Source organism: Phenylobacterium hankyongense (assembly GCF_003254505.1).
Taxonomy (GTDB): Bacteria; Pseudomonadota; Alphaproteobacteria; order Caulobacterales; family Caulobacteraceae; genus Phenylobacterium; species Phenylobacterium hankyongense.
Window position 1 is genome coordinate 2,952,920 of the sequence record NZ_QFYP01000001.1, and the last position, 18,684, is coordinate 2,971,603.

General features: G+C 68.8%; 23 protein-coding genes. 16 read left to right on the top strand and 7 right to left on the bottom strand.

Going from position 1 to position 18,684, the window contains the following annotated elements; genetic code table 11:
• Positions 1 to 1,157 precede the first annotated feature (1,157 nt).
• The 3 genes from DJ021_RS14120 to DJ021_RS14130 all read left to right on the top strand — a co-directional run bounded on the left by DJ021_RS14120 (position 1,158) and on the right by DJ021_RS14130 (position 3,485).
• Positions 1,158 to 1,454 carry an addiction module antidote protein gene (locus DJ021_RS14120; protein WP_424443922.1) on the top strand — a complete coding sequence of 99 codons (297 nt, stop codon included), beginning with the start codon at positions 1,158 to 1,160 and terminating at the stop codon, positions 1,452 to 1,454.
• A 139-nt stretch (positions 1,455 to 1,593) separates the two neighbouring features.
• Entirely contained in the window at positions 1,594 to 2,142 is a 549-nt protein-coding gene (locus DJ021_RS14125; protein WP_111458158.1) for a terminase small subunit-like protein, read from the top strand.
• The gene (locus DJ021_RS14130) at positions 2,139 to 3,485 is read left to right on the top strand and encodes a hypothetical protein (protein ID WP_111458159.1); all 1,347 of its coding nucleotides are present in this window, start codon (positions 2,139 to 2,141) and stop codon (positions 3,483 to 3,485) included. Before DJ021_RS14125 ends, DJ021_RS14130 begins: the two co-directional genes overlap by 4 nt.
• Positions 3,486 to 3,489: 4 nt before the next feature.
• On the opposite strand, the gene DJ021_RS14135 is transcribed toward DJ021_RS14130, so the two are convergent.
• The 5 genes from DJ021_RS14135 to DJ021_RS18965 form a co-directional block, all read right to left on the bottom strand.
• Positions 3,490 to 3,699, bottom strand: a complete 210-nt coding sequence (locus tag DJ021_RS14135; RefSeq protein ID WP_111458160.1) for a ComEA family DNA-binding protein — start codon at positions 3,697 to 3,699, stop codon at positions 3,490 to 3,492.
• A 50-nt stretch (positions 3,700 to 3,749) separates the two neighbouring features.
• The gene (locus DJ021_RS14140) at positions 3,750 to 4,199 is read right to left on the bottom strand and encodes a DUF4402 domain-containing protein (protein ID WP_111458161.1); all 450 of its coding nucleotides are present in this window, start codon (positions 4,197 to 4,199) and stop codon (positions 3,750 to 3,752) included.
• A 9-nt stretch (positions 4,200 to 4,208) separates the two neighbouring features.
• Positions 4,209 to 5,219: a hypothetical protein gene (locus DJ021_RS14145; protein WP_111458162.1), complete on the bottom strand. Its 1,011-nt coding sequence runs from the start codon at positions 5,217 to 5,219 to the stop codon at positions 4,209 to 4,211.
• A gap of 32 nt (positions 5,220 to 5,251) precedes the next feature.
• Positions 5,252 to 6,628 (bottom strand): sensor histidine kinase, encoded by a 1,377-nt coding sequence (locus DJ021_RS14150; protein WP_133255028.1) that lies wholly within the window; start codon positions 6,626 to 6,628, stop codon positions 5,252 to 5,254.
• Between the two features lie 208 nt (positions 6,629 to 6,836).
• A complete protein-coding gene (locus DJ021_RS18965; protein WP_165837227.1) occupies positions 6,837 to 7,013 on the bottom strand; it encodes a hypothetical protein in 177 nt (58 codons plus the stop codon).
• 271 nt (positions 7,014 to 7,284) lie between these two features.
• Between DJ021_RS18965 and DJ021_RS14155 the strand changes: the two genes are divergently transcribed.
• The 3 genes from DJ021_RS14155 (at position 7,285) to DJ021_RS14160 (ending at position 10,193) form a co-directional block, all read left to right on the top strand.
• Positions 7,285 to 7,791 carry a hypothetical protein gene (locus DJ021_RS14155; RefSeq protein ID WP_111458164.1) on the top strand — a complete coding sequence of 169 codons (507 nt, stop codon included), beginning with the start codon at positions 7,285 to 7,287 and terminating at the stop codon, positions 7,789 to 7,791.
• Between the two features lie 31 nt (positions 7,792 to 7,822).
• On the top strand, positions 7,823 to 8,044 hold the full coding sequence (locus DJ021_RS18740; RefSeq protein WP_133255029.1) for a hypothetical protein: 222 nt from the start codon (positions 7,823 to 7,825) through the stop codon (positions 8,042 to 8,044).
• Positions 8,045 to 8,267: 223 nt separating this feature from the next.
• Positions 8,268 to 10,193 (top strand): portal protein, encoded by a 1,926-nt coding sequence (locus DJ021_RS14160; protein WP_111458165.1) that lies wholly within the window; start codon positions 8,268 to 8,270, stop codon positions 10,191 to 10,193.
• A gap of 81 nt (positions 10,194 to 10,274) precedes the next feature.
• On the opposite strand, the gene DJ021_RS14165 is transcribed toward DJ021_RS14160, so the two are convergent.
• Positions 10,275 to 10,745 (bottom strand): hypothetical protein, encoded by a 471-nt coding sequence (locus DJ021_RS14165; protein ID WP_133255030.1) that lies wholly within the window; start codon positions 10,743 to 10,745, stop codon positions 10,275 to 10,277.
• A gap of 233 nt (positions 10,746 to 10,978) precedes the next feature.
• On the opposite strand from DJ021_RS14165, the gene DJ021_RS19295 reads away from it, so the two are divergent.
• The 10 genes from DJ021_RS19295 (at position 10,979) to DJ021_RS14210 (ending at position 17,024) form a co-directional block, all read left to right on the top strand.
• Positions 10,979 to 11,113 carry a hypothetical protein gene (locus DJ021_RS19295; protein ID WP_279386491.1) on the top strand — a complete coding sequence of 45 codons (135 nt, stop codon included), beginning with the start codon at positions 10,979 to 10,981 and terminating at the stop codon, positions 11,111 to 11,113.
• A gap of 14 nt (positions 11,114 to 11,127) precedes the next feature.
• Positions 11,128 to 11,958, top strand: coding sequence for a hypothetical protein (locus tag DJ021_RS14170; RefSeq protein WP_133255031.1), 831 nt, complete (start codon positions 11,128 to 11,130; stop codon positions 11,956 to 11,958).
• Positions 11,959 to 12,155: 197 nt separating this feature from the next.
• Positions 12,156 to 12,557 carry a hypothetical protein gene (locus tag DJ021_RS14175; protein ID WP_133255032.1) on the top strand — a complete coding sequence of 134 codons (402 nt, stop codon included), beginning with the start codon at positions 12,156 to 12,158 and terminating at the stop codon, positions 12,555 to 12,557.
• A 230-nt stretch (positions 12,558 to 12,787) separates the two neighbouring features.
• On the top strand, positions 12,788 to 13,957 hold the full coding sequence (locus tag DJ021_RS14180) for a P22 phage major capsid protein family protein (RefSeq protein WP_111458169.1): 1,170 nt from the start codon (positions 12,788 to 12,790) through the stop codon (positions 13,955 to 13,957).
• Positions 13,958 to 14,053: 96 nt separating this feature from the next.
• Entirely contained in the window at positions 14,054 to 14,623 is a 570-nt protein-coding gene (locus DJ021_RS14185) for a hypothetical protein (protein WP_111458170.1), read from the top strand.
• Between the two features lie 10 nt (positions 14,624 to 14,633).
• A complete protein-coding gene (locus DJ021_RS14190) occupies positions 14,634 to 15,041 on the top strand; it encodes a hypothetical protein (RefSeq protein WP_111458171.1) in 408 nt (135 codons plus the stop codon).
• A gap of 65 nt (positions 15,042 to 15,106) precedes the next feature.
• A complete protein-coding gene (locus tag DJ021_RS14195; protein ID WP_111458172.1) occupies positions 15,107 to 15,745 on the top strand; it encodes a phage adaptor protein in 639 nt (212 codons plus the stop codon).
• Positions 15,746 to 15,991 carry a hypothetical protein gene (locus DJ021_RS14200; RefSeq protein ID WP_111458173.1) on the top strand — a complete coding sequence of 82 codons (246 nt, stop codon included), beginning with the start codon at positions 15,746 to 15,748 and terminating at the stop codon, positions 15,989 to 15,991.
• A complete protein-coding gene (locus DJ021_RS14205) occupies positions 15,991 to 16,605 on the top strand; it encodes a hypothetical protein (protein ID WP_111458174.1) in 615 nt (204 codons plus the stop codon). The genes DJ021_RS14200 and DJ021_RS14205 overlap by 1 nt, the downstream gene beginning before the upstream one ends.
• A gap of 8 nt (positions 16,606 to 16,613) precedes the next feature.
• Positions 16,614 to 17,024 (top strand): hypothetical protein, encoded by a 411-nt coding sequence (locus tag DJ021_RS14210; RefSeq protein WP_111458175.1) that lies wholly within the window; start codon positions 16,614 to 16,616, stop codon positions 17,022 to 17,024.
• Positions 17,025 to 17,662: 638 nt separating this feature from the next.
• Here DJ021_RS14210 and DJ021_RS14215 read toward each other — a convergent pair.
• Positions 17,663 to 18,604: a tetratricopeptide repeat protein gene (locus DJ021_RS14215; protein ID WP_133255033.1), complete on the bottom strand. Its 942-nt coding sequence runs from the start codon at positions 18,602 to 18,604 to the stop codon at positions 17,663 to 17,665.
• Between the last annotated feature and the right edge of the window lie 80 nt (positions 18,605 to 18,684).

Below are 18,684 nucleotides of genomic sequence, written 5' to 3' on the forward strand. Positions count from 1 at the left end.
CAACCAACCGCCTCTGAATAAGAGGGCGTTCGTGTCGGATTGGAGCTGCGACGAATCAGGCGGCCCAGGCACGGAGCGTTGCGAGCGCAGAACGCCCGGTCCGTGAACGTCCCGCACAAGCCGCACAAGCCTAGCCATTCCGATTTTCGCTTTTCCAACCGCGCCGCGCTCGGCGTGGACGGCCCCAAGGCTAAGAAGATCAAGTGCGGCGGATAGCGCCTCAGCACCCGCCGAAGGACGAGGAAGCCGACTAAACTCTATCAGTCATCCTGGGCTGGCGTCGCGGCCAAGTCATTTCCACCCAGGCGCCGTCAAATTGAATGTCGTGCAGCACAGCGCCATCCTTGCCTTCTGCGCGCCCTGTAGAGTGATCGAGGCGCAGGTTTTCCCACCGAGACGGCGGGATGAACTCAGGTCGACCTTCCGGGTTTACCCGACCCCACGCCGTCAGACTGTTCATGTAGAGCTTGTCCGCCATCTCCCGCAGAATGGCCCCGTCTCCGGCCTCATGGTCTGCCGTCCACTGCGAACCCCGCACAAGCCTAAACGCCTTCGCTAGAGACATGCTGGGCGTTCCCCGGGGCTCGTAGCGTGGAAGAGCGAAGCTGGGCCTCTCTTCGGTCTCCGGACCCTTGCCCATTATGATGACCGCGGGCTTGAGCTCTGGTGCAATAGGCTTCGCCGAAGCGACTTTAGGCTCAGCTGTAGCCCAAAGCACAAACCAGGTAGTGAAACCGCCCGTCAGACCACAGAAGCCAAGCGCTGACAGGAGCGGATGATACTGAGCCAAGACCGGCTGAAGTGACGCTAGCATTGTCGCGGAGCCGCCAGCGAATACGCCCGCGCCCATCCCAGCGATGATCTGCCGACGCTCCATGCGATCCCCCAGAAAGCATGCTTACGCTAGCACGGTCGCCGAGAAGGTTTGCAAAGTATACATACGCCTCAAACCCAAATCCGCGAGATTCAGTCTGGCCTACCACCGCGGCATCCCCGGTTCTATCGACGGGTCGGCTGATGCAACCGAGCCCTACCTTGATGGGCGCCGCGCGCGCCTGCGGCGCCTGAGAACGAAAGGTGCCGTCCAGGGTTGATAATTGTCGCCTATGGTTTACACACCGCAGTGGTGATCGAGGTCCTTCAGGCCGATGAATAAGTTGGCGATTGAGACCGACGCCTATGACTCCGCGCTCGTGCTGGATACGCCGGAGGCGATCGAGGAATACCTCGTCGACGCCTTCGAATCCGAGGACTCCGCTGTCATCGCGCACGCCTTGGGCGTGGTCGCCCGAGCGCGGGGGATGTCGCAGCTGGCGGAGGAAACCGGCCTGAGCCGGCAGGCGCTCTACAAGGCGTTAAGCGTGGAGGGGAATCCCGAATTCTCCACGGTCATGAAGGTGGCCCACGCGCTGGGCTTCAAACTCAGCCCGACGCGGATCGCGCAGCCCGCCTGAGCGTCTGCGCGCCGGTTCGACCGCGCCCAAGCCTCAGGACTATCGACGCGCGCCGGCGTTCGGCCCGGCCGCGCGGCCTCACCAATTCCATCATCCAAAGGAGCTCTCGATGCCGCAGGGGTCGAGGCGCAGGCAGCCTGTGCCTGCGAAGAAGCAGCCCGACGCCAATGGCGTGCGGACGCTGATCCGCTATTCGCCGGAGGTGGCGCAGGAGATCTGCGAGCGGCTGGCGCAGGGCGAGGTCTGGTTCCGGATCTGCAACACCGGGCGGATGCCGTCCTACGGCACGCTCTATCAATGGCGGGCGAAGCACCCGGAGTTCGCCGAGGCCTACGCCCAGGCCAAGGAGATGTGCGCCGACTTCCGCGCCGACAAGGCGCTGGTGGTGGCGGAGGCGGCGACGGCGGCCACCGTCTCGGCCGACCGGCTGCACGTCAGCGCCCTGCAATGGCGCGCGGCCAAAGGGGCGCCGCACCTCTATGGCGCGAAGGCCGAGGCGAACGGCGCGGGGGGCGGCGAGCGGCGGCTGGTGATCGAGGTGCGTCGGTTCGAGCGCGCGACGCGGCCGGACGGCACGGTCTATGTGCGCGAGGTTCTACCGCCGCCCGAGCCGGACGATGACGAGGACGACTTCGGCGACGAGGTTGGCGAAGCTGGCGACGACGGGCTCGACGGGGAGATCCTGTGAGCCGCAGCCGGACGCCGAAGCTGCGGCTGCCGCTGACGTGGGAGCCGCGGGAATACCAGCTCGACCTCTGGAACTACCTGCTGGACGGCGGGACGCGGGCCGACGTGGCGGCGCACCGGCGCTGGGGCAAGGACGAGGTGGCGCTGCACTGGGCGGCGCTGGCCGCCTCGGAGCGGCCCGGCGGCTACTGGCACCTGCTGCCGGAGGCGAGCCAGGGCCGCAAGGCGATCTGGGACGCGGTCAACCCGCACACCGGCAAGAAGCGCATCGAGGAGGCGTTTCCGGCGGAGCTGCGGGTGGCGCGGCACAACAGTGAGATGAAGCTCGATCTGGCCAACGGCTCCACCTGGCAGGTGGCGGGGTCGGACAACTACGACAGCCTGGTGGGCGCCTCGCCGGCCGGGGTGGTGTTCTCCGAATGGTCGCTGGCCAAGCCCGAGGCGTGGAACTTCATCCGCCCGATCCTGGCGGAGAACGGCGGCTGGGCGCTGTTCCTGTGGACGCCGCGCGGGCGGGGGCACGCGACGCGGGCGTTCGAGAGCCGCAGGCGCGACGCCGACTGGTTCTGCCTGCGCTCGCCGGCCACGGAGACCGACGTCTTCACGCCCGAGCAGCTGGCGAAGGAGCGGGCCGAGCTGATCGCCGAGATGGGCTCGGAGGAGGAGGGGCATGCGCGGTTCGCCTCGGAGTACCTGGTGGACTTCGACGCCGCCGCGCCGGGCGCCTATTACGCCAGCCTGCTGGGCGAGGCGGAGAAGGCCGGGCGGATCGGCCGCGTGCCCTACGACCCGGCGCTGAAGGTCGACACCGCGTGGGACCTGGGCATCGACGACTACACCGCCGTCTGGTTCTTCCAGCAGGTGGGGCGCGAGGTGCGCGCCATCGACTATTTCGAGACCCGCGGCGAGGGGCTGCAGCAGGTGGTCCGCCAGGCGATCGCCGCCAGGCCCTACGTCTATGGGACCCACCACCTGCCGCACGACGTGATGGTGCGCGAGCTGGGGGCGGCGGGGCGCTCGCGGTTCGAAACCCTGGGCTCGCTGGGGGTGCGGCCGATCTCGGTGGGGAGCGCCTGCGATCCCGAGGAGCGGATCAACGCCGCGCGGCTGATGATCCCGATCGCCTGGTTCGACGGCCAGGCCTGTGCGGTGGGGCTGGAGCGCCTGCGGGCCTACCGCAAGCGCTGGAGCCGGGCGACGCGGACCTACGCCGGGCCGCTGCACGATGAGGCCAGCCACGGGGCCGACGCCTTCGGGGAGTTCGCGGTCAACCGGCTGGGCGCGCCGGCGGTGAAGCGGCCGGGGCGGGCGGGTCTGGGCGAGAGCCTGGGGTGGATGCGCTAGGTGTTCAGTTGGCCTGCCAGGCGGGCGCGCTCTCGGCGCCCAGGGTGACGCCGGCGGCCTTCAGCGCCCCGGCGCGCTCCTCGTCGAAGCCGGGGACGAGGGCGACCTCCTCCCAGCTGCGGTAGGGGCGCCAGAGCAGCAGGTCGTAGGCGCTGGCGACGTCGACGTCGGGGAGCGTCTTCAGCTCGTCGACCGAGGCGGCGTTGAGGTTCATCACCCCCCAACGGCTTGCTGTTTGATAGGTTCGCGCCCCAACGAAAGATATCAGGGGTAGGCGACGGTGAGCCCGTACTCGCCCACGTAGAGGCCGCCGGCGGTGGCGCCGGAGACGGGCGCGCTGCCGGTGACGCCGATGGTGGTCGAACCCGGGGCGCCGGCGGGGCCGGCCACCAGGCCGGTGGTCTGGCTGGGGGTCAGGGTGAGCTGCAGCTGTTCCGGGCCGCCGGCGCGGTGGAGCGCGATGCTGGCCGGCGCGGTGACGTTGAACGTCTCCCCGCCCAGGCCGGTGAGCGTGTAGGTGGCGGTGGACAGGCTGAGCGGACCGGCGCCGGGCCGGGCGACCGCGCCCTGGGTCATCTGCGCGCCCTGGCTGAGCGCGATGGGGTCCATCACCGTGACCGAGCCGCCGGTGGCGGCCCGGGTCTGGGCGGCCGCGACCGCGGCGGACAGCGCCGCACCGGTCACGCCGAGAATGATCGTCCGTAGCCGCCCCATGGGGGCAACCTAGCCGCCCTGGCCCCGAGGCGCAATTTCCGGCAGCACCCGGTCGACCACCTCGCGCCAGTCGCCAGGCGTGCGCTGCCGGACCAGGCGCATCGAGGGGTACCAGGGCGAGTCCGCGCGGTCGCGCATCCAGCGCCAGTCGGCGTCGAACGGCAGCAGCAGCCGCACCGGCTTGCCCATGGCGCCGGCCAGGTGGGCGGCGGCGGTGTCAACCCCGATCACCAGGTCGAGGCCGGCGACGATGGCGGCGGTGTCGGCGAAGTCCCGGGCGCCGGTGTCCTCGGGGTGCAGGCTGACGGCGCCCAGCGCCAGAAGCTCCTGCGCCAGCGGCTCCGGCAGCGACTTGCGCGCCGCCGCGGCGCCGGTCGGGCTGGTGCGCCAGACGAGGCCGATGCGGGCGGCGGGCGTCGGCGCGGGGCGCTCCGAGAGCGCGCTGAGATAGGGCGCGGACGGCAGGGTCGAGAGCGTGGTTCCCAGCCGGTAGGGCAGGGAGAAGTAGCGCGACCAGTAGTCGTGCCGGGGGACGGCGACGCCTGCCCCCACCGGCACGGAAATCACCTCGTCCACGCCGGGGATGGTGCGGAACAGGGCGGCGAGGGAAGGCCGGCAGCCCAGCGTCACCCGCGCGCCGAGGGCGGCGAGAGTGGCGCCGAACCGGGCGAACATGATCTGGTCGCCGAGCCCCTGTTCGACCCACACCAGGATCGACTTGCCGGCCAGCGGCTCGCCGCGCCATTCCGGGAAGCTGGGCGAGACCAGCGGCACCAGGTCGGGGCGCAGGCCGATCCGCGCCTCGATCAGCGGCCAGCCTTCGGCGTAGCGGCCCTGCGCCAGATAGGCCGCGCCGAGCGCCGCGCGGTTGAGCTGGATGTCCGGGTCGCCGGGCCGGCTGCGGGCCGCGGCCTCAAGTGAAATCCGGGCGCCGTCGAGGTCGCCCTGCCGCATCAGCCGCACGCCCAGCGCCAGGGCCGCGTCAGCGTCGGAGGTCGGCGGCAGGTCGCGGTCGGGCATGACGGCGGCCTAGCATGCCTGTCGCGCGGGCTTCAACGCGCGGCGGCGCGGGGGAGCAGGCCGCGCCCCGGCAGGGTGATGGTGAAGGTGGCGCCGGGATGATGCTCGATATCCAGGGTGCCGCCGTTCTGCTGCACGAGGGAGCGGACCAGGCGCATGCCCAGTCCATGGGCGGACGGCGTGCCGGGCAAGCCGGTGCCGCAGTCGCTCACCGAGAGCGTCAGGTCGCCGTCGCGATGGCCCAGCCTCACCGAGATTGAGCCGCGGGCCGGGGCGGGATAGGCGTGCTTGGCGGCGTTGGTCACCAGCTCGTTGACCACCACGCCGAGGGACACCGCCTTGTCCAGCGGCAGGGCGGCGGGCTCCGCCGTGACCTCGATGCGGACGCGGTCGTCCTCCAGCAGGGCGCCTGAGAGCCGGGCGCAGAGGTCCTGCAGGTAGGCGGCGAAGTCGACCTCGTCCTGGCTGCTGGTGCGATAGAGGCTGGCGTGGACGTCGGCGATGGTCTGGATCCGGTCGACGGCCTTGGCCAGGTGCTCGCGCACCGCCGGCAGGTCGGCGGCGCGGCCCTGCATGGCGAGCATCGAGGAGACCAGGGCGAGGTTGTTCTTCACCCGATGGTTCAGCTCGTCGAACAGCTCGGATTGGCGGCGCTCGGCGGCCTTGCGGTCGGTGATGTCGACGACGAACTGGGCGAGCTGGTTCTCGGCCGCCCGGCTCAGGCGGATCTCGTACCAGCGCTCGGAACCGGGGGCGTGGAACTCGAAGCTGATGGCCTCGCCGCGCAGCGCCGCCTCGCAGGCGGCGAGCCAGGCCGGCGGGGTCGCGTCCAGGATCTCGCTCTGGCGGCGACCGACCACCGACAGGTCGGTGTTGAGGATCCGCAGCATGGCCGGGTTCACCTCGAGCACCCGGTAGTCGGCGAGCTTGCCGTCCTCGGCCCAGATGCCCTCCACCAGGGCGAAGCCGTCGGAGACCGAATCGAACAGGGTGCGGTAGCGCAGCTCGCGCTCCGACAGCGCCGCGTTGGCGGACCTGAGCTCGCCCACCACCCTGTGCAGGCGCGCGCCGACCAGGGCGACGAGGGCGCCCGACAGCACGAAGAGCCCCAGGTTGACGCTCCGCGCCGGGGTGGCGAGGTGGAAGCCTGAGGGGTCGAGGAAATAGTACCAGCCGACCAGGACGCTGAGCGCGAGGGCGACGATCCCGGCGAGCGTCCCGCCGAACAGCGCCGCCGCCAGGATGGCCGGAAAGAACAGGCTGAACGGCAGGATCCCCGCAAAGCGCGCGCCCAGCCAGGCGCGCGCGAGGGCGGCGGCCAGGACGAGGAGCCCGGCGACGAGGACGCCGGTCGCGCTGCGCGCGAGGCTCCGCTGCGCCTGTGCGCCACCTGCCGCTTCGGCCGTCATGCCGGTCCTGGTCCCCCCGATGGCCACATCTAGGCGCCGATTTCGGGCCGCGGCCAAGCTGATCTTCCGCCGCGGGCAAAGTGCCGCAGAGGTCGTCGTTGAGGTTTGTCAAATGAACAACGGTCAGTTGGCGGCGACCGCCAAGGTCAGATGACCGCCGGCTTTCCCGCGCAGGCCGGCCTGTTCTGAATAGAGGGCGCGAACTGCTTCAGTCCTCGCCGCCCTGGACGCAGCCGATGCGCTCGGCGCGCCGCCAGACCTCGATGGCGTGCGGGTGGCGGATCGCGGCCGCGGCGTCCAGCGCCTCGGCGTCGCTGTCGGCCTCGAGGTCGCGCGCCGCCAGGATGCCGCCCGCCGGACTCAACAGATATGCGCGATAGTCCATCCCGTGCTCCTGCCCGCGGCGATCCAAGGCGAACAACGAGCGGGGCCGTGGGATTCATCCCGGCGGGGAATGTTCCGCATTTGTTCTTGACGGCCGCGCGCGTTTCCGGTAGAGTTTGGTCAGCGTTGATTGGTGCGCGCGGCGCGGTAGGGTGAGGCTTCCCGGGGAGGCTGATGGTGCGTAGCAAGCTCGTCGTGGTTCTGGCTGCGTGCAGCCTGCGGATCGAATATCACCGGCAAGACCTGTCGAAGTTGCAGCCTTGAGGGCGCGAATGCTTTCGGAGGAACGGGCGCTTCAAGTCGCCACGGCCCTGGGACGATTTCTGCGGTCCTGGGCCGCGCTGACGCTGGCGATGCCGTGCGGTTATGCGATCGCGGGGCTGTCGTACTACGTCGTCGGGCTGGTCCTCTTGCACGGAGACGCGGCGAACAGCGAGATCCTGGTGTTCGCCGCATGGTGGGGGCTGGCGGCGGTGATGTTCTGCCTGACGGCGGGGCCGCTGTTCCTGTTGCTCAGGCGCCATCTCGTTCGACCCACGTTCCCGTTCCTGCGGCCAGGGTTCGTCGTGGCCGCCCTGGTTGGCCCCGCGGTGTATGTCGCCTGGCTCCAACAGATCGAACCGGGCCTGCTGGTGTCCTCGCTGATGGCCTACGAGGTCCCGCTGCTCATCGGGACAGCGATCTACGTGATGCTCGCCCGCGCCTGGGGCGTGTTCGGCGAGGACGAATACGTGCCGCGGCGGGGCGAGTCGAAGGTGGCGGCGGTCGCGCGCCGGTGACGGTGAGGGGCCCTTCGTGTAGCGTCGCGAGATGGCCGAACCTGAAGCTTGTCCGTTTCACGTAGGGCAGGTCGTCTTTTACCGACCGTCTGAGCGCGTGCGTGGGTTGAACGCCATGATCGACCAATGGGCCGACATCCGCGATGGCCAGGCGCTGCGCATCGCTGAGATCCGGGATGGCGCCTACATCGTGCCGGACAACTTCAGTCATCCGGGCGGTGGTCTTCATTGGAGCGCGTTTGCGGCTACCTAGGCCGCCGCCCGCGCTCTCCGTGACCAAGGCTTGCCAAATGTTCCGCATTTGTTCTTGACAGCCGCGCGCGTTTCCGGTAGAGTTTGGTCAGCGTTGATTGGTGCGTCCGCCGCGGTGCGGTGAGGCTTCCGGCGCTTCTGTCCTTCATTTCCGCTGCGGCCTTCGTGGGCCGCGATCACCCGCCGGGCCCGCTCGCGCGGGCGCTTGCTATTGGGGCGCAGCCTTGTCCGACGACGATATCCTGAAGGAGGCCCGCGAGGCCTTCGAGCTGGCGGCCGACGCCGAGGCGGAGAACCGGCGCGAGGCGCTGGACGATCTGCGGTTCGCCCGGCTCGGCGAGCAGTGGCCCGAGCAGATCCGGCGCGAGCGGGACCTGGACGGGCGGCCCTGCCTGACCATCAACCGACTGCCAGCCTTCATCCGCCAGGTCGTCAACGACGCGCGGCAGAACAAGCCCTCGATCGTCACCCATCCGGTGGACGACGCCGCCGACCCGCAGACCGCCGAGGTGTTCAACGGGCTGATCCGGCACATCGAGCAGTCGTCGGACGCGGAGGTGGCCTACGACACGGCGCTGGACTTCGCGGTGACCGGCGGCTTCGGCTACTTCCGGATCAACACCCGCTACGCCTCCGACGACGGCTTCGACCAGGACCTGGTGGTGGAGCGGGTGGCGAACCCGTTCTCGATCTACGGCGACCCGGATTCCACCGCCGCCGACAGTTCCGACTGGAACACCGCCTTCGTGGTGGACAGCCTGCCCAAGGCCGCGTTCGAGGCGCGCTGGAAGGGCGCCGACGCGGTGGACTGGACGGCCGACAGCTACGCCGGCCTGACCGCGCCGTGGCTCGACGGCGAGCGGGTGATGGTGGCCGAGCACTGGCGGCGCGAGGCGGTGACGCGGACCATCGTGGCGCTGTCGGACGGGCAGGTGGTCGAGGCCGCCGTCTACGAGGCGCAGAAGGCGATGTTCGACGCGCTGGGCGTCTCCGTGGTCGGGCGGCCGCGGACGGTGGCCAGCCACAAGGTCACGCAGCGGATCATGACCGGCGCCGAGGTGCTGGAGACGGTGGACTGGGCGGGGAAGTTCATTCCCATCGTGCCGGTCTACGGCGAAGAACTGCACGTGGACGGCCGCCGCCGGCTGCGCAGCCTGGTCCGCGACGCCAAGGACCCGCAGCGGATGTTCAACTACTGGCGCACCACGTCGACGGAACTGGTGGCGCTGGCGCCCAAGACCCCGTTCATCGGCCGCAAGGGCGCCTTCGAGACCGACAGCGCCAAGTGGGCGACCGCCAACACCCAGAGCCACGCCTACATCGAATACGACGGCCCCGAACCGCCGATGCGGCAACAGTTCGCCGGCGCGCCCGCAGGGGCGCTGCAGGAAGCGCTGAACGCCTCGGACGACATGAAAGCGATCATGGGCCTCTATGACGCCAGCCTGGGCGCGCGGTCCAACGAGACCTCCGGGCGGGCGATCATGGCCCGTCAGCGGGAGGGCGACGTCTCGACCTTCCACTACATCGACAACCTGAGCCGGGCGATCCGGCACGCCGGCCGGATCATGCTGGACCTGATCCCCAAGGTGTATGCGACGCCGCGGGTTATCCGGGTGCTGCGCCAGGATGGTCAGGCGCAGGCCGTGCCGGTGAACCAGCCGGCGGGCCAGGGTCAGGCGCAGCCTCAAATTCAGGGCGGCGCCGGCGGCCAGCTGAAGGCCATCGAGAAGATCTACGACCTGACGGTGGGCAAGTACGACCTGACGGTGCAGTCCGGGCCGAGCTTCACCAGCCGCCGGGAGGAGGCCGCCAACCAGATGATCGAGCTGATCCGCGCCTATCCGGCCGCGGCGCCGGTCATCGGCGACCTGCTGGCCAAGAACCTGGACTGGCCGGGCGCGGACGAGGTGGCCAAGCGGCTGCAGGCCATGCTGCCGCCCCAGGCGCGCGGCGCCTCGCCCGAGGTCCAGGCGGCGCAGGCGCAGCTGGCCCGGCTGGGTCAGGCGCTGGCGGCGGCCAAGGCGCAGGTGGCGGCCCTGCAACAGGACCGCGCGCACGAGGCCCGCAAGCTGGAGATCGAGGCCTTCGAGGCGGAGACCAATCGGTTGCGGGTGGCGGGCGGCCACGCGCACGCGCCGCGACCTTGACGTTCTTGCTGCCAGTCACCCCGCTCGGCGTGGCGATGGGTCTTGGGGTTCGACGGTTCGTGGCGCGCCGAGGGCGACAGCCTAGCTGATCGTCGGGGCGTCCGCGTCACGGCTGGACTGCGCCACGCGGGCGGCCATGAACAGGTTGAGGCTCGCCCAGCCGGCCAGGGCGCCCAGCGGCAGGCCGGGAACCACGAGCAGGAGGCTGACAACCATCGTGCCCTCAATCGGGGACCATAGGCGCATTAGGATCGCGAAGCCGGCGGCGCCCAGCAGCGTCAGCGACACGGCGGCGTAGATCAGACTCGCACCGGCCAGCATCACGCTGCGCATCCGGGGCGTCTGCGGCGGCGGCGTGTCCCGCAGCGCCATCCAGATGGCGACGGCGCCCCAGACGTAGAGCACCGGAAAGGCGATCAGCAGCGCGGTGCGGGTGGTGAGCTCGCGCCATAGCGGAACGTAGAGCGCGAAGGGCAGGGCGCCGTAGGCCAGCGTCGCGGCGGCGCGCCAGGTATCGCCCGGCGGGGAGCGGACCGCGACCCGGCGGACCACGAACGCCACATGAATGCATAGAAAAAGCCCCAGGCTGCCACAGCGAGGCCGACGAAACGATCCGGTTGGAAGAGCCCGAGCGCGTAGACGGCCAGAGGAAGCCCCACAAGCTTGTCCGCCTGGGCGTCCAACGGGTCGTAGAAGGCGCCACGTCGGGACGTCTCGTTCTTCATTGGTTCCAGTCTTGCCGCAATCGGCCGCGCGCAGCAACCACGAGATCACCGGAGACAAGCGTGAACGAAAATACGCCCGCCGAGCCGGCGGACACGCCCCTTGGGGAACGCCTGGCCGGCGGCTTGCTGGCCGGCCACGACGCCGCGCAGGCCTTCAACGCCGGCCTGCCGCCCTACAGCCCGCGGCTCAACTGATGCGAAAGGACACCATGGACACCCAAGACGCCAATACCGTGGACGAAGACGAGTTCTACCGGCGCGAAGGGCCTGGCGGCGAGGCCGAGCTCGATCCCCAGGAGGGGCCGGACGACACGTTCGAGGTCGAGCTGGACGGCAAGGTCCACGCCCTGCCGGCGGCGCTGAAGGGCGCCTTCCTGCGACAGGCGGACTATACCCGCAAGACGCAGGAGCTGGCCGAGCACCGCCGGGCGCTGGAGGCGGACCGCCAGGCGGTGGCGCAGCACGCCCAGGCCACGAATGGCGCGAGCGGCGACCGCATCCGGCTGGCGGCGCTGGATCACCAGCTGGAGAGCTTCCGCGGGGTGGACTGGCAGGCCTATGCCGCCCAGGATCCGCATGCGGCGCAGGCCCTCTGGGGCCGCTTCCAGGGCATGGCCCAGGCGCGTGACCAGCTGGCCTACGCCATCAGCCACCACGCCCAGCGCAGCCAGCTGCAGGCTGCGCGCGAGGCCGCGGCGCGGATGGCGGAGACCGGTCAGACCCTGCAGCGCGAGATCGAGGGCTGGTCGCCGGAGGTGGCGGCCAAGCTGGTGGAGTACGCCCAGGCGTTCGGGGTGACCCTCGACGAGCTGCGCGAAGCGGCCGACCCGCGGGTCTGGAAGATCCTGCACCGCGCCTACCAGGCCGAGCAGACAGGGCAGAAGGACGGCGCATCGCGCGCGGCGGCCCAGGCCCAGGCGGTGCGGCCGGCGGTGCTGGTCAGCGGCGGCGCGGCCGGCGGCGGCGGCGGCGTCCGCGACGAACTCGGCACCAAGGAGTGGATGCAGCGCCGTAACGACCAGACGCGGAAGGCGCGCTGATGGCGGAGCAACAGACCGGCTAAGCCGGAATACGGTAGTCCGTATCTCGGCACCCAGTCGTACGGCGACGATCCGGTGGATCAGTATTGGATCAGGGAAGGCGTCCGATACCACGATACGCCGTGACGATTGTTGTCGGCCTTCCAATTCGACGCGATGTCGTTCTATATTTGTTCGGCGGTGGCGGAGGGGCGATCTTGACCCGGACATGGTGGTGGCGAGTGGTGCTGGGCGTCGTCGCCGGGAGCGTGATCGTCGGCGTGACCTACGTCGGCTGGATCGCTATGGCGTTGATCGGGTTCGCAACCAGCAATCCCTGCGGGTATCGACTGACGGGCCAGCAGGTCTCGCCTGATGGCGCGATCAAGGCCGGCATTGTCCAGGTCGATTGCGGCGCCACAACCGGCGTCGCCACCTGGGCCGTTCTGGCGCCGACCGGCAAGGCCTTCGACTACAGGAAGGATCGGGTCGTCGCCATCGAGGGCGAAGCGATACGGATCGCTTGGGAGGGGCGAAAGCTCGTCGTCTCCTGGCGCGCACCCCACACGCCGAATGTCCGCCGCTCAGACCGCGCCCAGGTGGAACTCCGGCCCCTGTGACGGCCGCTCAACAGGGCATCAATCCTACGGCTCTGAAGCTCTACGTTAAATAAGCCGGCCATCCCTCTCCAAGCGCGCGAGTTTCGCCACCGACCTGGAAGACGAGGGCGCCGTCCCGACCCACAACCCAGCCGCCGCCGGCCCGTTCGCCGGCCGCACCCGAGCACGCGCGATTCGCGCCTCGGGGGCTTTCGCGCGGCTCCTCACACCCTCATCCGAAAGGACCTTGAATGGCCAACGCCATCCTGACCCCGACCGCGGTCACGCGGGAGGCCCTGCGCGTGCTGCACCAGAAGCTCAACTTCGTGGGCTCGATCACGCGCGAATACGACGACAGCTTCGCCCGCCAGGGCGCCAAGGTGGGCGACACCCTGAAGGTGCGGCTGCCGAACCAGTACGTGGTGCGGACCGGCTCCACGCTGGCCGCCCAGGACACCACCGAGAGCTCGGTGGACCTGAAGGTGCAGACCCAGAAGGGCGTCGACCTGAACTTCACCTCGGTCGACCTGACCATGAACCTGGACGACTTCTCCGACCGGATCCTGGAGCCGGCGATGAGCGTGCTGGCCGCCAACATCGAGGCGGACGCCATGAACATGTTCAAGGACGTCTACAACCAGGTGAACAACCAGGGCCAGCCGACGACCTTCTCCAAGGTGCTGCAGGGCCGCAAGATCCTGGTGGACAACCTGGCGCCGCTGGCCGGCCGCACGGCGAACCTGAACACCCAGGACAACGTCGACCTGGTGGACGCACTGAAGGGGCTGTTCAACGAGCAGGCCACCATCAGCAAGCAGTACCGCGAAGGCTACATGGGCCGCACCGCGGGGTTCGACTTCATGGAGAACACCCTGTGGCCGTCGCATAACCGCAGCGCTGCGGCCGGCTACCTGGTGAACGGCGCGGGCCAGACCGGCGCCACGCTGGCGGTCAACACCGGCACGGGCGTCCCCAACCCGGGCGACGTCTTCACCATCGCCGGGGTGTTCCGGGTGCATCCGGAGACCAAGCAGTCCACCAGCGTCCTGCAGCAGTTCACGGTGGGGGCTGGGGCGACCACCACCTCCTTCCCGATCAGCCCGGCGATCATCACCACGGGAGCGACGCAGAACGTGTCGGCTTCGCCGGCCTCCGGCGCGGCGATCTCGGTGGCGGGCGTGGCGTCGACACCGCACGGGATCTCGATGGCCTACCACAAGAGCGCCTTCGCCTTCGCCAGCGCCGACATGGTGATGCCCAGGGGCGTGGACTTCGCCGCGCGGGAGGCCTTCGACGGCGTCTCGATGCGGATCGTGCGCCAGTACGACATCAACAACGACAAGTTCCCGTGCCGGCTGGACGTGCTCTACGGCTACAAGACGCTGCGGCCGCAGCTCGCCTGCCGCCTGGCGAACAACTAGCGACCTGCCGCTGAACCTCGGGCGGCTGGCGACGGCCGCCCGAGGCGAGCTTGACAGCAGGGAAACGAAGTTCTTTATTTGTTCCGAGGGGGCGGCATGCCGTACGACGACGACGCGATGACGAACTGGTTTCGCCGCCGGACCGTGGACATCGCGGCCGACAAAGCCCAGCGCGCCTATCAAGCTTGGCAGGCTCTGTCCGCGCCCGCGAACGGGGCGGACCAGGCGATCGCGGCCGGCGCGGGCGGCGACACGCTGGTCGGGAGCGATGGCGCGGACAAACTCGCGAGGCCGTATCCGAAGTTGCGGGGCCGGCCTGGCGTCGAGGCCACCATCGCCGGCGTTGCGAATGCAATCACGGCGCAGCCGAACTCCCATGCAACCTACCCATCCCCAATGGGGACGATCCGCGTTACGCGAGGCCTTGGCGATGGCGTGCGGGCCCAGGCGCCGGGCATCGCAGCCTCAGGTCAGCTCGCGCCGCCCAGCGACCGGGCGCAGGTCGAGGTCGACAACATCCGCAAGTCCGGCTTCCTGCCAGGATCCCTGCCAGACAGGGCCCGGCTGTTCACAACCCCTGACGGTCGGCTGATGTACGAGATCCACCCGGGCGCAAAGATCTTCGGCTTCGCTGTGCCGGAAGGCGTCCATCCGGTGGGTCCGTGAAGGCGCCTCGATGATTCGCAGGATTTCCAGTGCGGCTGTCGGCCTGTTGGGACTGGGCTTCGCGGGCCATGACCTATGGGTCTATGCCCGCGCCATCCTGGGGGGCGGACTGTGGGGCCGTTACGCACTGTTCCTCCTGCTCTGTGAACTCGACGTGGGCTTGTTCGTCGCAGGGATATGGCTCTGGACGGCGTCCAAACGCTCCGGTGTCCGTCGATGGCCAGCCTCGATCCTGGCGGTCTTCATGGGGATGATCGGAGCTTACGGGGTTCTCGTCTTCGTCTACCCGATGCTGAATTTCAGCTTTCGCTACATCTGGACAGACTATCTCCAACTGTCCCGGAGCTTTGCGTTCGGCCTTCTCGTCGCCGCTGCGTGGCTATGGCTCGCGCCGAAGAGATCGGTCGAATTTGGCTGAGCCGCTTCGGGCCCACACCTCATCTCAAGCCGCCTTCGGGCGGCTTTTTCTTTGCGGGATCCATCATGGCGATCACCACCTACGCCGAGCTGCAGGCGGCTGCGGCGAACTGGCTCGTGCGCGGCGACCTGACGGCGCGCGTGCCGGAATTCATCGCCCTCGCCGAGGCCAGGCTGAACCGCGTGCTGCGGGCGCGGCTGGCCGAGGCCGAGCCGGGGCTGACGGCGACCGTGGGGCTGCGGACCATTCCGCTGCCGGGCGGCTTCGGCGAGCCGCTGGGGCTGTGGATCCTGCGGCCCTATGGCCGCCAGGCGCTGCCGTTCCGGGAGGCGAGCCTGATCGGCGCCTCCAGCCTGCGCGGCGAGCCCTGCGCCTGGACGGTGGACGGAGCGAACCTGGCTTTCGACCGGCCCTGCGACCAGGCCTACAGCTTCACGCTTCGGATGCTGACCAGGTTCCAGCTGTCGGATGCGGCGCCGAGCAATCCGCTGCTGGCCGACTATCCGGACGCCTACCTGTTCGCGACCCTGTGCGAAGCCGCGCCCTTCCTGCGCGACGCGGACCTGGCCGGCGCCTATGAGGTGCGGCTGGAGCGCGCGCTGGCAGAGATCAACGCCAAGGACGCCCGCAGCCGGGCGGCGCGGACGCTCGTGACCGAGCTGCCGCGGACGGCGCTCACCTTCGACATCCTACGAGGCCTGTGAATGCTGTTGCCCATCGGACCGGGGATTCCTGAGACCGTGCGTGCGGTCCTGAAATCCTTCCACGACGCGATCTTCGACCTCGCCCAGCCCGCCGAGCCCAAGCCGGTGTTCGCCGTGGCGCAAGCCAGGCTGCCGCCAGCGGCGGCCTATCCGCGCTGTGTGGCGCTGGTCAGCGACCTGAACATCCTCGCCCATTCCGACGGGGTCCACTGGATCCGCCAAGACACGGGAGCCGTGATCGTCTGATGCCTTCCTCCTGGTCCTCATCCCTCCGGTTCGAGCTGCAGTTCACCGGGGAGAACATCAACCTCTGGGGCGACAAGCTGAACGCCGTCCTGCAGCACGCCGACTACGCCGTGGCCGGATGGCTGACGAAGGCGCTGACCGGCGACTACACGCTGACGACGTCCAACGCCGGCGACGACGAAGCCCGCGCGGCGATGCTGAAGTTCACCGGCGTGCTGGCCGCCGGCGCGACGATCACCATCCCGTCGGTGAGCAAGAGCTACTTCGTCTACAACGCGACGAACAAAACCCTGACCTTCTCGACGGGGGCAGGGGCGACGGTATCGGTGGATGCTGGCGACAAGACGGTCGTCTTTTGCGATGGCGCGACGGTCCACACCGTCGCCTTCGGCGGGCTGCCGCTGAAGGCCTATGTCGATGCGGCGAAGACCTACGCCGACAATCTGGCCTGGACCTACAACGCGGGGAACCTGCCCGCCCAAGCCGGGAACGCCGGGAAGTTCATCACGACGGACGGCGCAACCGCGTCGTGGAAGACCCCGTCGTCCGCTGATCTCAGCGACTATTCCAGCAAAATACTGGGCGTCGGCATCGCCTTCGCCGTCGCCCTATAGGAGCCCACATGACCGTGACCCCCAACTCAATCATCACCGCCCAGGCGCTCAAGTCGGCCAACGCCGTCTGCACCGCGGCGAAAACCACATATGCCGACAGCACAAACGCGGTGAAGCTCCTAACCGCGGGCGCTAACGGGTCGGTGTTGTACGGCCTCAAGGCCATTCCGCGCGCCACTGTCACGGCGACGCAGCTTCAGCTGTACCGGTCGCCGGACAACGGCACGACCATGTACCTGATCAACTCCGGGGTTATGGGCGCCTATACGCTGGCGCAGACCACGGCGGTTCCGGTTACGGACATGGGCTATTCCGAGACCGGGCCTCTGCGGATCGCCGCCGGAGACACGCTTTGGGTCGGCGCTGGTGTCGCCCTGGCCGGCGGCATCTCGTTCGACGCCCAGTACGAAGACCTGTAATGAAGAGTATCGTCCAGCGAGGGATTGCGTCGCGCGGCGGTGTTGGGCAGCGCCAGCTTGTCGGTAATCCGGGAAGCCGCGTCGCGCCAGCGACTCACCAATTTCCGGCGGGCTTCTATACTTTCAACGCGCCGGCCGATGGCTACTGGAAGTTTGTTGGCTGGGGGCCAGGAGCATGGAGCGATGGGACGGGGGGCGGTGGGTCTGGCGCTTATGGAGAGAAGACCGTCTATCTCGCGATGAATGAGTCGGTCGCAATCACGGTGGGCGACTCGCGGAGCGGCGCTAGCGGATCGGATACGATCCTCGTGGTCCGGGGCGCCACATCGACAGCCGGAAAAGCCTCTGGCCAATCAGGCGGCGCGGCGTCCGGCTGGGACGTGAACCTGAACGGGTCGGCAGGAGGGCTGAACGCTTCGGGTACCGATGGCGGTGCAGGTAGTGGAAACGGTGGTGGCGCAGGGGGAGTGGGCGCCACAGGTTCTCGTGGCGGTGGCGGTGGCGCGCCGGCGTCTCTACCCTATCGCGGAGGCGCAGGAGGCGGGAGCACCGGTCCTTCGAACGGTGGCGCACCTGGAGGCGGCGGCGGTTGGCCCAATGCGGTTGCAGTCGCAGGCGCGAACGGACTTGTTATTGTATCATTTGTGCGGCGGTAGGCAGTTCGCAAGGCGCGCCAGCACGTTGCTCCAGTTCTCACCCCGTCCTTGCCGGAATAGGCTCATGGAAGGATACCATGGCGTGTGTTGCTGGCCCGTCATCCACCTCCAGTCGGCTCCGACCGATGGAAGCATCACGAAGCATGGCTTCCCGAGGGCCCCAGCCAGGTGCGCAACGGATGTATCCACGCTGATCACGCAATCCAGACCTGCTACGATCTCGGCTGTGTCCAGGAAATCCGCTGCCCCCGTATCTTCAGGCGATAGGCTCACCGTGTCGAACGGGATGACAAGTTCGAGCGGGAGGGAACGGTTGGCGTCGTTGGCATGCCTCGGGTTTCCTCGTCGCGCCAGACCAATACCCCCAGAACTGATCGCCGGAGCCCGAAGGTAGGGCTCGGCCTTGAGGTCTTCCACGTCGATCTCCAGCAGACCAGGTAGGTCTCCAATCAACGCCCAGAAATCTGGATCTGGAAACTCAACGGCACCGCTAGCGGCGATTACGCGAACGCCTAAGCTCGACGAGAACAAGCGTTCAAGTGCCGGCGAGCAAAGCAGCGTGACATCAGCGCCGCGCTCTCGCAGGACCGGAGCGAACCGAGCGAGCATGATCTGATCGCCGAGGCCCTGCTCGGGGAAGAGCACGACGCCGCGGCCTTTTAGGTCTTCACCCTTCCACTGTGGCCAGGGCGCATTGGGCTTGGCTACCCTCAGCGCCGGGACCTCCGTCCGATGGGCGTAAAGCGGAAATCCTTCCCGATATCGCCCTTGCCCTAACAGAGACACGGCTAGCGCATGTCTGACGACGGCGTCGCCCGGCTCCGCCGCCAGCGCACGGCGGAAGAACGTCTCAGCCTCGGCCCACTCGCCGCGCAGCGCATGGGCGCTGCCGGCGGCGTGAAGATCTACAGCACTCACAGGCATGCCCACCTATAGCACGCGAGATCACATGAGAATTCCCCTCGAACTTCCGCCGGGGTTGAACGGCGACGACACGAGTTTCG

What these genes read in the sequence shown, in the direction of transcription:
- DJ021_RS14135 (WP_111458160.1), bottom strand. Translation starts at nt 3,699, where the DNA reads ATGAACCTCAACGCCGCCTCGGTCGACGAGCTGAAGACGCTCCCCGAC.
- DJ021_RS14140 (WP_111458161.1), bottom strand. Translation starts at nt 4,199, where the DNA reads ATGGGGCGGCTACGGACGATCATTCTCGGCGTGACCGGTGCGGCGCTG.
- DJ021_RS14145 (WP_111458162.1), bottom strand. Translation starts at nt 5,219, where the DNA reads ATGCCCGACCGCGACCTGCCGCCGACCTCCGACGCTGACGCGGCCCTG.
- DJ021_RS14150 (WP_133255028.1), bottom strand. Translation starts at nt 6,628, where the DNA reads ATGACGGCCGAAGCGGCAGGTGGCGCACAGGCGCAGCGGAGCCTCGCG.
- DJ021_RS18965 (WP_165837227.1), bottom strand. Translation starts at nt 7,013, where the DNA reads ATGGACTATCGCGCATATCTGTTGAGTCCGGCGGGCGGCATCCTGGCG.
- DJ021_RS14155 (WP_111458164.1), top strand. Translation starts at nt 7,285, where the DNA reads ATGCTTTCGGAGGAACGGGCGCTTCAAGTCGCCACGGCCCTGGGACGA.
- DJ021_RS18740 (WP_133255029.1), top strand. Translation starts at nt 7,823, where the DNA reads ATGGCCGAACCTGAAGCTTGTCCGTTTCACGTAGGGCAGGTCGTCTTT.
- DJ021_RS14170 (WP_133255031.1), top strand. Translation starts at nt 11,128, where the DNA reads ATGGACACCCAAGACGCCAATACCGTGGACGAAGACGAGTTCTACCGG.
- DJ021_RS14180 (WP_111458169.1), top strand. Translation starts at nt 12,788, where the DNA reads ATGGCCAACGCCATCCTGACCCCGACCGCGGTCACGCGGGAGGCCCTG.
- DJ021_RS14185 (WP_111458170.1), top strand. Translation starts at nt 14,054, where the DNA reads ATGCCGTACGACGACGACGCGATGACGAACTGGTTTCGCCGCCGGACC.
- DJ021_RS14190 (WP_111458171.1), top strand. Translation starts at nt 14,634, where the DNA reads ATGATTCGCAGGATTTCCAGTGCGGCTGTCGGCCTGTTGGGACTGGGC.
- DJ021_RS14195 (WP_111458172.1), top strand. Translation starts at nt 15,107, where the DNA reads ATGGCGATCACCACCTACGCCGAGCTGCAGGCGGCTGCGGCGAACTGG.
- DJ021_RS14200 (WP_111458173.1), top strand. Translation starts at nt 15,746, where the DNA reads ATGCTGTTGCCCATCGGACCGGGGATTCCTGAGACCGTGCGTGCGGTC.
- DJ021_RS14205 (WP_111458174.1), top strand. Translation starts at nt 15,991, where the DNA reads ATGCCTTCCTCCTGGTCCTCATCCCTCCGGTTCGAGCTGCAGTTCACC.
- DJ021_RS14210 (WP_111458175.1), top strand. Translation starts at nt 16,614, where the DNA reads ATGACCGTGACCCCCAACTCAATCATCACCGCCCAGGCGCTCAAGTCG.
- DJ021_RS14215 (WP_133255033.1), bottom strand. Translation starts at nt 18,604, where the DNA reads ATGCCTGTGAGTGCTGTAGATCTTCACGCCGCCGGCAGCGCCCATGCG.